We start from the raw sequence: 13,950 nt of genomic DNA, 5'->3' as shown, positions 1-13,950 counted from the left end.
GCTTTTCCATCATGCAGGCAAGCGGCGTATTGGCTCGCAAAAACGCCGCTTTGCCTCTTTTTGAGTGTTCAGAATAATTTACAGCGGCAGTTCAAAGCGATAACCCACGCCATACACAGAATGCAGGCATTCATTACCCGGCAGTTTTCCCTGTATCTTCTTGCGTATGTTCTTGATGTGCGTATCTACTGTCCTGTCATTGATGTCGCGCTGGTCTTCATGGGCAAAGTCCAGTAATTGCTGGCGTGAGAACACACGTTCAGGATGGCTGATGAATTCGGCCAGCAAGCGATATTCTACTGGTGTCAGATTCAAGGGCTGGGCATCCACCAGTATGCGCAGTTGTTGTTTGTCGATAGAAAAACGTGACTGCGAAGCAGTGGACTGCTTATCCTGACCAGCCATGCTGCGGCGCAAATGTACTTTGACACGCGCCACCACTTCACGCGGACTGAAGGGTTTGCAGACATAGTCGTCTGCCCCGGTTTCCAGGCCCAGCAAGCGATCCACTTCTTCAACGCGCGCAGTCAGCATGATGATGGGCACCTGGCTGAATTTGCGCACTTCATTGCAAATGCTGATGCCATCCAGTTCAGGCAGCATCAGGTCAAGCAAGATCAGGTTGGGTGCTGACAGTCGCAGCTGTTCCAGCGCCAGTCTGCCATTGGTTTCATGGCTGACCTGATATCCAGCTACCAGCAAATAATCCTTGAGCAGGGCAGCGATTTTCAAGTCATCTTCAACAATGAATATGTGGGCCTTGGTATCCATGGGATTAGTTTGGTGTCTTGATAAAAGGCAATTGCATGAGTATTTTCACACCACCCAATTGTGAGGCAGAGGCGCTGATACGTCCACCATGTGCTTCAACGATGACCTTGCAAATCGCCAACCCCAGACCGCTGCCGCCACTGGCGCGGTCACGCGCACTGTCGGCCCTGTATAAACGGTCAAATAACAGGGCATGGCTGGCATCTGGTACACCAGGTGCACTGTCTTCCAGGCGTAGCTCCAGTAAGGCACCATTGCGTATCAGCGTACATAAAATAACACCACCACTATCGGTATAGCGTATGCTGTTTTCCAGCAAATTACTAAGTACCTGGGTCAGGCGGCCACCATCGGCATTGATCCAGGCTGGCATGTCACCCAACTGGCTTTCCAGGCGCAGACCTGCTTGCTCTATGCGCAAGCCAAAGCGCTGCAACAAGTCTGCCAGCATGGGGCGCAAATCCATGGCCTGGAATTGATAGTGCAGGTCACCGGCATCGGCTAAAGTTAACTGACGCAGATCATCCACAAGCTTGTTCAGGTGACGTACCTCCGCATGCAAAGATTCCAGTGCCGCAGGCGTGATATGGCGCACCCCATCCATCAGCGCCTCTATCTCACCCTGGATCACGGTCAGCGGGGTACGCAATTCATGTGAGATATCAGCCAGCATCTTGCTTCTTTGTGCTTCATTCCTTTCCAGATTTTGCGCCATGCTGTTGATATCACGCGCCAGGTCACCGAGTTCATCCTGACTGATCATTTCTGCCCTGGCGTCGAGCTGACCCTTGGAAATTTTTGCAGTCACCTGATGCAGCGATTTTAAAGGCCGTAATAAATGTCTCGCCAGCCATAGCGAAAATATCAGCGATACCAGTATCAACGTCAGCGCCAGCCATAAGGTATGACGTATTTGCACACTGACAAAATCCATGGCGCTGGCATTTGAGATTTGTCGCAAGGGGGCAAGCCTCAGCATCCCTATTCTCTCATTGCCTAGCATGATAGGCACGATGCTGCCACCAGGAGCGTCGCCTGGGCCTATCAGTGCATGTCCATCCTTATCGATCAGTGACAGTCTTTGCCCAAAGTTCATCGGATCTATTGGCGGTCTTTGTTCAGGTGGTGCATCACGTGGCGGTCTGTCCTGGCTCCGTGGCGGGGGAGGCGGGCGCTGGTCATTGTGATCTTCAGCTTCGCCTTCACGTTGTCTTCTTCTCGGTGGTGGTGGCGGAGGTGCATCCTCATTTTCTGGACGTGGCTTGCTGCGTATCTGATCCAGCAAGTCACGCATGGGGCGGCGGTTAGCCTGGAAGCGGTCAAAATTGCCATATTGACGATAATCGTCTGCCAGCAAATTACTGAGCCTGACCAGGTCTTGCCGCTCCAGATCACTGAGATAGGCAATAAAGCCACTTTTCAGGTTTTGACTGGTGACCCAGGCCAGCGTGCCTATGCTGATAATCACAATTGCCGTAATTGCCAAAGCAAGCTTGCGGGCGATGGTCAGACGCATACTTCAAGGCTCCCAGACTGTATTGAATTGTATTGATTTGCCATGATGCCAGCCAATTATGGAGGAATCATGAAGTAAAGACGAGAATCATTAAAAAAAATATTTTTGTGAATTTTGTGCCAGCTATTTTTAAAAAAGCCCTTTTCTTCATTTTTTCTTCACATTCAAAAATCATCCTCTATCCAGTCTCAGAACTTAGTGCAGAGAATGCCGGGCTTCCAGAGTAGAAAAAATCAAACTCCAAGAGGGACTTCAAATGAAATCATATACAGAATTGAATTTGCCAGACATGCATGGAATGTATCGCAGGGTGCAGATAAGTGGCGCCATATTCGTCCTGATGAGTCTGGCTGCCTGTGGCGGTGATACCAGCACGGCAGGGTCGAACAATAGCGCAGCGGTGCAAGCTGTACCGCTGCTTGCCACATCATCAAGTCTTATTACACCTGCGCCAGCAGCACCGCCTGCTGATCCGCCTTCGCTGGTGCCTTTCGCGAATGAGGAGGGCGCAGTTCTGACCGTTTCCACCACTGGCAGCATAGATAAAAATAACGCCTTCTTCAAAGCCTTTGGCAATGGCCGCAGTTGTGCCACTTGTCATCAGGAAAGCCAGGGCTGGAGTATCAGTCCTGACAATTTAAAAGACAGATTCGCACAGACCAATGGTGATGATCCAGTTTTCAGATTGGTGGATGGTGCGAACTCACCCAATGCCCTGGTGGCAACCATAGATCAAAAACGCCTGGCATACAATATGTTGCTGACCAAAGGCCTCATCAGGGTGGGCTTGCCAGTGCCTGCCGATGCCGAGTTTACCCTGGTCAAGGTAGATGATCCTTATGGCTATGCCAGCGCCAAAGAGATATCGCTATTCCGTCGTCCTATGCCAACCACCAACCTGAAATTCCTGAGCACAGTCATGTGGGATGGTCGTGAAACCTTCATCGATGCCAGATCCAATTTGTGCATACGCAATACTCGCCCATTACAATGTTTTTCTTCCACCGATTTTGACTTGTTGCATCAATCGAATAGCGCAGTCACTGGTCATGCGCAAGCGGCACAAGGTTTGACTGCGGCTGAACAACGTAGCATCGTCGATTTTGAAAAGACATTATTTACTGCGCAGATCACCAGTCTGGTCGCGGGAAATCTGACTGATGCGGGCGCCAAAGGTGGCCCTGTTGAACTGGCAAAAAATAATTTCTATTTCGGTATCAATGACCTGGATGTTGGTGACTATGTCACAGGTGCTCCATTCGACCGCAATGTCATGACCATGTTTACGGCCTGGCGTGGTCTCGACAGGCCAACGCCACCTAACCCACCCGTTCAGGGACGTCCGCCACAGCCGCCCCAGCCACCAACGGCGATCAATCTTGCAAGGGGTTCCATTGCCAGGGGCGAGCAAATATTTAATAACAAGCCTTTTAATATCACCCGTGTTGCTGGCTTCAATGATGAATTGCGCTTGCCCTTGCAGCGTGGGACTTGTGCCAGCTGCCATAGTGTAGGAAACGTGGGTTCGCATTCAGTACCACGTCTGTTCAATACCGGTGTATCAGATGCCAGCCTGCGCACACCAGACATGCCCTTGTACACGCTCAGGAATAAACTGACTGGTGAAATAGTGGAAACCACTGATCCCGGCAGCGCCATGGCGACTGGTAAATGGAAAGATATAGGTCGCTTCAAAGTACCCAGCCTGCGTGCCATAGAAGCCCGGTCACCCTATTTCCATAATGGTGGCATGGTAGAAATAAGTGATGTCGTGAAGTTTTATGACAAGCGTTTTAATATAGGATTTACTCCGCAGGAAATTAATGATTTGACGGAGTTTTTGAAGGTGCTGTAAAGCCGGTTTGGATGAGGTGAAAAGAGCAGGCTCAAGGGCCTGCTCTTTTATTTTAGCCAGCGTAAAAACAGCGGCCACATACATGTTGATAGCGCTCATTCCCACCAATATCTATTTGCTCGCCAGTTTTCATGCGTCTGCCATTTTCATCAACGCGGATATTCATCGTGGCTTTTTTACCGCAGGCGCAGATGTTTTTTAATTCTTCTATGTCATCCGCCAGTGCCAGCAAATAACTGGAGCCGGTAAATGGCTCACCCAGAAAATCACTGCGCAATCCATAGCAAATAACAGGTACACCGCGTACTTGCGCCAACTGATGTAATTGCCTTACCTGATCAGCCGACAGGAATTGTGCTTCATCCACCAGCACGCAACTGACCTTGGGTGTTTCTGCCAAAAAATCAAAATGCGCATCAAAAACTTCAGCCTGCCTTTGTGGGCCCAAACGGGAAGTGACTTTGCCTGCGCCATAACGGTTATCGATGGCTGCTGTGTAGAGACGGACTTTTTGTCCCTGCTCTTCGTAGTTGTGGGCGACTTGTAAAAGCGCTGTGGATTTTCCTGCGTTCATTGCTGAATATCTGAAGTAAAGCTTGGCCATGCCTGTTTCCTGTTTTTCTTTGGACTGTTGTAAATATTGCTGCGGAGAATAATCTGAAATGAATAAATTTTATTTAAGAAAAAAAATTTGATATCGGGGTCTTGAAACTCTTGGCACCAGCGCCATTTTCTACTCAGCAGATGCTCGAAGCTGAGGTCTGCAAACCAAGAAGTAACAGGCATCACCGTAGTAAGATTTTCAAAAATAGTTTCTAAACTTTTAATTTATATCGCTTCAATTTATAAGGATATTATCATGCGTAATTTTGACTTCGCTCCTCTGTATCGTTCCGCTATCGGCTTTGACCGTCTGGCCCAGTTATTTGATGATGCTCAACGTGCTGAAACTGCACCCAGCTATCCCCCTTACAATATTGAACTGATTGCGGAAGATAAGTATGCGATCACCATGGCAGTTGCAGGTTTTGACCGCAGCGAAATCGACATCGAAACCGAACGCGATACTCTGAAAATTGTTGGTCGCCGTCAAAAGGCCGAAGGCACACGTAACTTCCTGCACCGTGGCATTGCCTCACGCGATTTTGAACATCGTTTCCGTCTTGCCGATCATGTTAAAGTCATCAGCGCCCGTCTCGACAATGGTTTGCTGAATATCGAACTGGTACGTGAAATTCCAGAAGCACATAAACCACGCCGCATCCTGATTGATGGCGATAATCTGCAACTGGTAGAGTCACAAAACCAGGCGCAAAATCAATTGCAGCGCCAGGTCGCTTAATCAGGCAACATGATCCATGCTGATGCATGGATCTGGCCTCAAAAATGAAATAAAAAAGCATGGGCTTGCCCATGCTTTTTTATTATCTGCACCTCAAAAAAATATCGTTCAGGGTTTACAAAATTTTTACAGGCAAGTCTTTCATTTTTGGGTAGAATAGCGCCGAAAATCAGGGGCTTGGCGCATGTCACATCAAAAATAAAAGAGCATACTTTTATGACCTGATGGTGACCAAGTGCATACAAAGTGATCTCCTGATGCCCAGAATAATTTTATAGAGCTGCCTATGAGAAAGACCCTGAAGTCTGGCATTTTCTCGATGGGACTGCTGCTATGTCTGAACTGTGTCATTCATATATCCGCTCATGCAGCGGAAGACGGCACCGACTTGAATCTGACTACCCTCACCGGCGACTGGAATGGCCAGCGCCAGGCCTGGCTGGACCAGGGTATCAGTCTGGATTTCACGCATCGTAGCGACATCGTGCGCAATCAGGATGGTGGTATCGCCACCGGCACCAGATGGCTGTCGTATACCGATGCCAGGATACGCCTTGACCTGAACAAACTGATGGGATGGGAAGGCTGGACTGCTTATACCCAATACCATAGTGAACTCGGTGGCAAACCAAACCTGCAAAAAACCGGCAGCTTCATTGGCGTTGATAATATCGAAGTCAGGACCAATACTGCCCAGTTTTCTGCACTGTGGCTGGAAAAGAACATGCTCGATGACAGGCTGGCTGTGCTGGTCGGCTTATATGCCATCGATTCAGAATTTTATGTCACCGACAGTTCAGGTGTATTTCTGCAACCTGCCATGGGCATGAATATCTCAGTCGGGCAGACTGGCAAGAATGGCCCGCCTATCTACCCCATGGCTTCTTTTGGTACACGTCTGCGCTACAGGTCGGCGGACAAGAATAGCTATGTGCAAATGGCCGTGCTCGATGGTGTGCCTGGTGACCCTGCCAATCCACGCGGCAGCCATATCAGGTTTGACAAGGGTGATGGTGTTCTGCTCATGGCAGAGGCAGGGCATTTTGGCGAAAAACCTGGTGGTGACGACAAGGCGCTCAACAAGACTGCCATAGGTATGTGGCGTTACAGCACCAGCTTTGATGACCTCAGCAGTGTGGATGCAAATGGCAGGCGTTTGCAACGCAAGAATTATGGCTGGTATGTCTTGACTGAACGCACGCTGCTGCCAAAAGCGGGCCATCCTGGCCAGGGCTTGCAAGGTTTCTTGCGCTTTGGTGCGGCACAAAAAGATATCAATCAATCTGACTGGTCAGTTAATCTGGGCTTGAATTATGTTGGCTTTTTCGATGGACATGCAGAGGATCAATTGGCCTTGGGAATGACCTATGCCCGTGCCAGTGAAAAATACCGCAAGCTCAACAAGGCCGATAATTTTGAATCTATCGTAGAGGCGACTTATAAAATGCAAGTGCGCCCCTGGCTGGTAATACAGCCAGTGGTGCAATGTGTCTTCAATCCGAATATGGATGCCAGTCTGAAAAAAGCCTGGGTACTGAGCTTAAGGACGGACGTGGCGTTCTGAAAATTTAAGACCGCTTTTAAGACCGTATGATGTTCGAGGCATTCACTTCACGAATATCCCTGGTACCGGTCAAAGCCATGCTGACATCCAGCTCTTTCTGCAAGATTTCCAGCATCTTGGTGACACCGGCTTCGCCCATGGCACCCAGGCCATATAAAAAGGCACGGCCTACCATGCTGCCTTTGGCACCGAGTGCGGTGGCTTTCAAGATATCTTGACCTGTTCGTATGCCACCATCAAACCAGACTTCAGTTTGATGGCCAACTGCATCAACAATCGCTGGCAGGGCCTGTATGGAAGACATCGCGCCGTCAAGCTGGCGACCACCATGGTTACTTACGACGATGGCATCGGCACCGGCGGCTACCGCCAGCCTGGCATCTTCTACGTCGAGTATGCCTTTCAGGATCAGCTTGCCACCCCATTCTTTTTTGATCCAGGCAACGTCGTCCCAACTGAGGGTCGGGTCAAACTGGCTGGCAGTCCATTGGCTAAGCGTCAGTATGCCGTCGCCACCTTTGACATGACCGACCAGATTGCCAAAGGTCTTGCGGCCAGACAAGGCGCGCAAGGCCCAGGCAGGCTTGGTCGCCAGATCAAGAATATTTGCCAGCGTCAGTTTTGGCGGTACCGACATGCCGTTTTTCAAGTCTTTGTGGCGTTGTCCCAAAATCTGCAAATCCAGTGTCAGTATCAGGGCTGAGCATTTAGCATTCCTGGCGCGTTGTATCATTTCTTTCACAAAACCACGGTCGCGCATGACATACAGCTGGAACCAGAAAGGCTTGGTGGTGACGCTGGCCACATCTTCTATCGAGCAGATGCTCATGGTAGACAAGGTGAATGGCACGCCAAATTTCTCTGCCGCTATCGCACCCAGCATTTCACCATTGGCCCATTGCATGCCTGTCAAGCCAGTTGGCGCTATTGCTACCGGCATACTGACTTCCTGGCCTATCATGGTGGTGCGGGTAGAGCGGTGTTCAACATTGATGGCAACCCGCTGCCTCAACTTGATGGAAGCCAGGTCACTGCTATTGGCCTTGTAAGTCGATTCTGTGTAAGAGCCGCTATCTGCATAATCATAAAATGCTTTTGGGACGCGCTTCTTGGCGAGCAGGCGCAGGTCTTCTACACAGGTAATGACAGGCATGGGTTTACTCCGGCTAATTAAACAATACGGCAAGTGTAGAGGATAAGCAGAACGCCATGGCGGAAAAGCTTTCAGACTTACGATGAAGGATTTTCAGCATCATTCTCATATCAGGCAAGAAAACTGCTCATTCACTCAAGAAAATGATCAGATATCAGACTACGCATCCATTGATTGCCTGCGTCCTGATTGTAGCGCCTGTGCCAGAACATATTGGTTTGCAGGGCGGGCAAACGCAAGGGTGGTTTGACATAGCGCAAACCAAACGGTACGGCAGCACGCTCGGCCAGTTTTTGTGGCACGGTGACCAGCAAATCATTGCAACTGACTATGTATGGAACGGCAACAAAATGTGGTACACGTAAATGGCTGGCTGCACTGATGCCAGCCTTCTCCAGGCTTTGATTGACTTTGGCATAAGGGTTTTCTCTGGACGCAACAATCAAATGACGTGCGGCCAGAAAATCCTTCATGTCCAGCTTGTCTGCTGCCAGCGGGTGGTCTTGACGGAACATGCAGACATAATTTTGCCGGAACAGGCGGCGCTGGTACCAGGCATCTGACAAATGATCAAACGCACCTATCGCCAGATCAACACGACCTGATTCCATTTCCGTTTTTAAATCGATATCACTGGCGCGTACAGTGGATAACTGTACTTGCGGTGCCTGGGTATGCAAGTGCTCAGCCAGTATGGGCATGAAATACACTTCACCGACATCGGTCATGGCGATGGTGAAATGGCGCTTGCTGCTGGCCGGGTCAAAGTTTTCCTGGCGGTTCAGCGCCTGGGTGATATGCGTTAGTGCCAGGGCCACGGGTTCTGCCAGTTGTTCTGCCAGCGCCGTAGGCTGCATGCCTGTTGCCGTTCGCACAAATAATTCATCATCAAAACTGCGCCGCAGCCGCGCCAGCGCATTGCTGACCGCAGGCTGTGACAAGCCCAGTTTGCGGGCGACAGAAGATATCTGGCGGTCTTGGTAGACTTCCTGGAAGACCACCAGCAGGTTCAAGTCTATGTCTTTGGGTTCCAGCATAATATTCCACTTTTATCGTCCAGCATTATTGTCCAGTACTATTGTCCAGTACTATTGATTTTATGAATGTAGTACATTTTTGTATTTATATCGTAAAACAGGAGACTTTGCATTAAAGTGCATCTGTACAAAACTCAGATTGCAGGAAACGCCATGAGCAAGCACGACGCAAGAGAAGTCCAGCTTCAATACCAGACCGGTTTTGCCAATGAATTCGCAACCGAGGCATTGCCGGATGCCTTACCCAAGAGTCAGAATTCTCCACAGAAATGTGCCTACGGCCTGTATGCCGAGCAAATTTCAGGCACGGCCTTTACTGCCCCGCGCCATGTGAACCGTCGTTCCTGGGTATACCGCATACGCCCGGCCGCCATGCACCAGCCCTTCCAGCAAGCCAGTAATGGCTGCATGACAAATGATTTTGGCGCGACGCCGACTACGCCAAACCAATTGCGCTGGGACCCCATGCCGATACCGGCAGAAGCAACTGATTTCGTCGATGGTTGGATGACCATGGCGGGCAATGGCTCTGCCGATGCCCAGACAGGTTGTGCCATCCATATCTACACGGCCAACCGTGACATGACGACACGGTTCTTTTATGACGCTGACGCTGAACTGCTCATCATCCCCCAGCAAGGCCGCCTGCACATTCGCACCGAAATGGGTTTGCTGGACATAGAGCCGCAAGAAATTGCCGTGATACCGCGTGGCGTGCGCTTCCAGTTGCATCTGCCAGATGGTGAAGCGCGTGGCTATGTCTGTGAAAACTTTGGTTCCATATTGAAGTTGCCTGACCTTGGCGTCATCGGCTCCAACGGTTTGGCCAATCCACGTGATTTCCAGACCCCGGTTGCCTGGTATGAAGACAAGGAAGGTGATTTTGAATTGCTGGCCAAGTTCAGCGGTAATCTGTGGTCGGCAAAAATAGGCCATTCACCACTGGATGTGGTGGCATGGCACGGCAATTTCGCGCCTTACAAATATGATTTGCGCCACTTCAATACCATAGGCTCCATCAGTTACGATCATCCTGATCCATCGATTTTCCTGGTCTTGCAGGCAGCCAGCGATACGCCGGGTGTGGATACCATAGACTTTGTGATTTTCCCACCACGCTGGCTGGCGGCAGAAAACACTTTCCGCCCACCTTGGTTCCACCGCAATATTGCCAGTGAATTCATGGGTCTTATCCATGGTCAGTATGATGCCAAATCTACCGGTTTCCGTCCCGGCGGTGCCAGCCTGCACAATTGCATGAGTGGCCATGGCCCCGATGCTCCAACCTTTGACAAGGCATCTGCGGCAGATACCAGCAAACCACATAAAGTCGATGATACGATGGCCTTTATGATAGAAACGCGTAATATCATCAAACCTACCCGCGCTGCCATGGAAGCTGCGCAATTGCAGGCTGACTATTACCAGTGCTGGCAAGGTATCAAGAAAAATTTTAATCCGGAGCAAAAATAAATGACGGTACAACTCAACGAAACCCATGATGTCGCCTTGCGCAGCTGGGTAGCATCGGCCAACCAGGCTGGCACGGATTTCCCGCTGCAAAATCTGCCGTATGGCGTGTTTCGTCGCCAGGGCAGCAGCCAGGCATTTCGCATTGGTATTGCCATCGGTGATCAGATACTTGATCTGGCAGCCGCGCATGCAGCCCATGCCTTTGCCGGTTATACCGAATTGCAGGGCGGGCATTTCAGTAATGCCGTCAATGCCAGTAACCTGAATGCCCTGATGGGCCTGGGTGCGCCAGTCTGGTCAGCCTTGCGCCTGGCCCTGTCGCGTGTCTTGCGTGAAGGTGCAAACCTGCAAGGTGCATTGCAAGCCTGCTTGCTGGCGCAAAGCGTGGCAGAGTTTGCCTTGCCTGCGCAGATCGGTGATTACACTGACTTTTATACCTCTGTCCATCATGCAACGGCGGTTGGTAAATTATTCCGCCCGGATAATCCTTTGCTGCCAAATTACAAATGGGTGCCTATTGGCTACCATGGCCGCGCGTCATCTATCGGCGTCTCCGGTCAGCAATTCCGACGCCCGGTAGCTCAGACCAAACCACCTACTTCCGAGACGCCGGTGTTTGGTCCTGCCAAACGCATGGATTATGAAATGGAAATCGGCATCTTCGTCGGCCCCGGCAATGCGCTGGGCGATGTCATCAATATGGACAAGGCAGAATCGCATATCTTTGGTCTGTGCCTGTTGAATGACTGGTCAGCCCGCGATGTGCAGGCCTGGGAATACCAGCCGCTAGGCCCATTCCTTGCCAAGAATTTTGCCTCTACCATTTCCCCCTGGGTAGTGTCACTGGAAGCACTTGCACCGTATCGCCATGCCTGGACCCGCGACGCAGAAGACCCACAGCCCATGGCCTATCTGGATGACCCTGATTTGCGTGACAGCGGTGCCTTTGATGTGCAGCTTGAAGTCTTGTTGCAGACAGAAAAAATGCGCGCAGCAGGTGCACCTGCCGAGCGTTTGTCCTTGTCCAACTTCCGTCATTCATACTGGACGATTGCGCAACTGATCACCCATCATACGGTCAATGGCTGCAATCTCAATCCTGGTGATTTGCTGGGGTCGGGTACGCAATCTGGGCCATTGGCAGAAGAGGCTGGTTCGTTGCTGGAACTCACTGAAGGTGGCAAGAAGGCACTGACTTTGAGTAATGGTGAACAGCGTATTTTCATGGAAGATGGGGATGCCATCATCATGCGTGGCTGGGCACAGAAAGAGGGTTGTGCGCGAATCGGGTTTGGTGAGGTGGTGGGGACTTTGTTGCCGGCCAGGACTTGATAGCCGTTTTTTAATCAGCGCTCGGTGATTGAGACTGGCCGTCGATAGAACAAGATAGATCAACCGTGTTCTTATTAACGTCGTTTCAGCGTGCTTGTGGCTGGAACCCAGTGGCGTTTGTTGCATCTCCGTACTCTGATTAATGCGATTACTCTCTGTGGATACAAGCCGGGTCTCGGCCCGGCAGCCGAGATACTTTCTTTTGCTTCGCCAAAATAAAGTATCCAAAGAAAAGGCGACCGAGGCGTCGCTGCCCCTAACGGGGTTCCCTTTGCTGCAAGTCAAAAAATGGGAAATCCCCGAAACTCGCTTCGCTCAAACACGGTATTTCTTCATCCATTTTCCGCCTCGCATCAAAGGCATCGACACATCGGAATTCGACGTCAAAATCAACTGCAAAGCAACTGCAACGTCATCGCGACCGATATTTATATTTCTCAGGGACTCGGTTATTCATCCCTCCAGTAAAGATCGCGATTCCATTCGTCCTTTTAAATCTGCACCCAATTTCCCTTGAATATAATTGGCCCAGATGGTTTTTCAGGATTGCCCGATCCACCCTTTGGTTCCAGCGTCACCGCCAGCAAAGGCACGCTGTCTGCGGTCATGTCTTTAGGCATGGGCAGGGTGATGATGCCTTTGTCGGCCACCAGGCCCAGCGACTTGACCTTGCCGTCTTTGCCCACAGCCCACAGTTCCAGGCTCTTGTCGGCAGCGATGTTTTGCGCTGTCACCATACGTATCTGTAACTGGCCGCGCTTGCTGTCGCCGGTAATCACTGCGATAGCTTGTGCCTTGTCATCCGACAAAGTGGCGACATAATTAGCTTGTGGTGTTGCTTGCTGTTGATCCGCCTGTTTGCTTAGCAAGACTGATACCAGCACCACGGCGGCAGTGGTTGAGAACATGCCCAGGCCGCGCCAGAAGGCCAGATCCTCGCGCAATTTGCCCCAGTTGCGCCAGTAGGCAAATGGATCTTTGGTGGTACTCAGGTTCAGGCGCTTTTCCAGTGCTGGCCAGACGGCTGCAGGTGCTGTGACAGCAGGTGCAAATTCAGCCATGGGAACCAGATGTGCCTCCCATTTGCCTACCACCTGGCGTAGGGCCGCATCCTGTTTGAGCCATGCTTCAAAGCGGCGGCGTGCGCCACCGCGCAGGGTGCCCAGCACATATTCAGAGGCCAGTTTTTCTTGCAAAGCCGGATTATTTTTTATCTGGTGCAAATTCATCATGCCTCCAGACGTGTGAGGCAGGTGCGCAATTTGTCGAGTCCGCGCCTGATCCAGGTTTTTACTGTGCCTATCGGCAGTTTCATATGTTCTGCCACTTCGCTGTGCGAGAGATCATGAAAAAATGCCATCGCCATTGCCTGCCTGTGCAAACCTTCCAGACGTGACATGCAAGACGCCAGTGCTTTGGCATCCTCAGTCAATTCCAGCGTCTGTGCTGGTGTCGGTTCAGTGCTTTCCATGGCTTGCATGATTCCCATATCAAAATTGTCAGCATCTATTTCTACATCGTGATCAACACGGCGCAGGAGGTCGAAAGCGCGATTGCGTACTATCGTTGTCATCCAGGTCATCGGTGCTGCCAAACCGGCCTGATAACTGCCTGCGTTATTCCAGATGTTGACAAAACTCTCTTGTAAAACCTCTTCTGCCAACTCACGCTTAACTAATATACGCAGCGCGAAGCCAAACAGTTTCGCTGAAGTGGCGTCATACAGTAATTTAAATGCCTGCGCGTCTTTGCGGGCGACGGCGGCTAGCCAATGTTGTAACTGGCTGGTATCCAGAGCGGCAGTGGGCAATTGCTTATCCAATCTTGGCTGGCCCTATAAGTGATAAGGCTGACGTGGGTAGAGATGCGCTGATTTTAGTCGATTTCCAATTTGTACACAGTGCGTG

At 50.7% G+C, this 13,950-nt stretch carries 12 protein-coding genes; 5 read left to right on the top strand and 7 right to left on the bottom strand.

The features are described from left to right. Positions 1-78: 78 nt before the first annotated feature. A complete protein-coding gene (locus AC07OI_RS00230; RefSeq protein WP_495255889.1) occupies positions 79-771 on the bottom strand; it encodes a response regulator in 693 nt (230 codons plus the stop codon). A 4-nt stretch (positions 772-775) separates the two neighbouring features. Beyond that, the gene (locus AC07OI_RS00225) at positions 776-2,287 is read right to left on the bottom strand and encodes an ATP-binding protein (RefSeq protein ID WP_492703664.1); all 1,512 of its coding nucleotides are present in this window, start codon (positions 2,285-2,287) and stop codon (positions 776-778) included. Positions 2,288-2,543: 256 nt separating this feature from the next. Here AC07OI_RS00225 and AC07OI_RS00220 point away from each other — a divergent pair, with 256 nt between their 5' ends. After that, positions 2,544-4,142, top strand: coding sequence for a cytochrome C (locus tag AC07OI_RS00220; protein WP_495255888.1), 1,599 nt, complete (start codon positions 2,544-2,546; stop codon positions 4,140-4,142). 52 nt (positions 4,143-4,194) lie between these two features. Here the strand turns inward: AC07OI_RS00220 and AC07OI_RS00215 are convergent, their stop codons facing one another. After that, the gene (locus AC07OI_RS00215; RefSeq protein WP_492703662.1) at positions 4,195-4,746 is read right to left on the bottom strand and encodes a thymidine kinase; all 552 of its coding nucleotides are present in this window, start codon (positions 4,744-4,746) and stop codon (positions 4,195-4,197) included. 255 nt (positions 4,747-5,001) lie between these two features. Here AC07OI_RS00215 and AC07OI_RS00210 point away from each other — a divergent pair, with 255 nt between their 5' ends. After that, positions 5,002-5,484, top strand: a complete 483-nt coding sequence (locus AC07OI_RS00210; RefSeq protein ID WP_492703661.1) for an Hsp20 family protein — start codon at positions 5,002-5,004, stop codon at positions 5,482-5,484. Between the two features lie 286 nt (positions 5,485-5,770). Further along, positions 5,771-7,048 carry a carbohydrate porin gene (locus tag AC07OI_RS00205; protein WP_495255887.1) on the top strand — a complete coding sequence of 426 codons (1,278 nt, stop codon included), beginning with the start codon at positions 5,771-5,773 and terminating at the stop codon, positions 7,046-7,048. A gap of 16 nt (positions 7,049-7,064) precedes the next feature. Here the strand turns inward: AC07OI_RS00205 and AC07OI_RS00200 are convergent, their stop codons facing one another. Both AC07OI_RS00200 and AC07OI_RS00195 read right to left on the bottom strand, forming a co-directional pair. Next, positions 7,065-8,201 carry an alpha-hydroxy acid oxidase gene (locus AC07OI_RS00200; protein WP_495255886.1) on the bottom strand — a complete coding sequence of 379 codons (1,137 nt, stop codon included), beginning with the start codon at positions 8,199-8,201 and terminating at the stop codon, positions 7,065-7,067. Between the two features lie 131 nt (positions 8,202-8,332). Further along, positions 8,333-9,238, bottom strand: coding sequence for a LysR family transcriptional regulator (locus AC07OI_RS00195; protein ID WP_495255885.1), 906 nt, complete (start codon positions 9,236-9,238; stop codon positions 8,333-8,335). 153 nt (positions 9,239-9,391) lie between these two features. Between AC07OI_RS00195 and hmgA the strand changes: the two genes are divergently transcribed. Both hmgA and fahA read left to right on the top strand, forming a co-directional pair. After that, positions 9,392-10,711: a homogentisate 1,2-dioxygenase gene (gene hmgA, locus AC07OI_RS00190; protein ID WP_495255884.1), complete on the top strand. Its 1,320-nt coding sequence runs from the start codon at positions 9,392-9,394 to the stop codon at positions 10,709-10,711. Continuing rightward, entirely contained in the window at positions 10,712-12,043 is a 1,332-nt protein-coding gene (gene fahA / locus AC07OI_RS00185; protein ID WP_495255883.1) for a fumarylacetoacetase, read from the top strand. 491 nt (positions 12,044-12,534) lie between these two features. Here the strand turns inward: fahA and AC07OI_RS00180 are convergent, their stop codons facing one another. Then, positions 12,535-13,275 (bottom strand): anti-sigma factor, encoded by a 741-nt coding sequence (locus AC07OI_RS00180; RefSeq protein ID WP_495255882.1) that lies wholly within the window; start codon positions 13,273-13,275, stop codon positions 12,535-12,537. Continuing rightward, positions 13,272-13,853 carry a sigma-70 family RNA polymerase sigma factor gene (locus tag AC07OI_RS00175; RefSeq protein WP_492705077.1) on the bottom strand — a complete coding sequence of 194 codons (582 nt, stop codon included), beginning with the start codon at positions 13,851-13,853 and terminating at the stop codon, positions 13,272-13,274. Before AC07OI_RS00175 ends, AC07OI_RS00180 begins: the two co-directional genes overlap by 4 nt. Positions 13,854-13,950 lie beyond the last annotated feature (97 nt).

The organism is Undibacterium sp. GW821-FHT07F11 (genome assembly GCF_059418665.1).
This window is presented reverse-complemented; position numbering and strand designations above follow the sequence as displayed.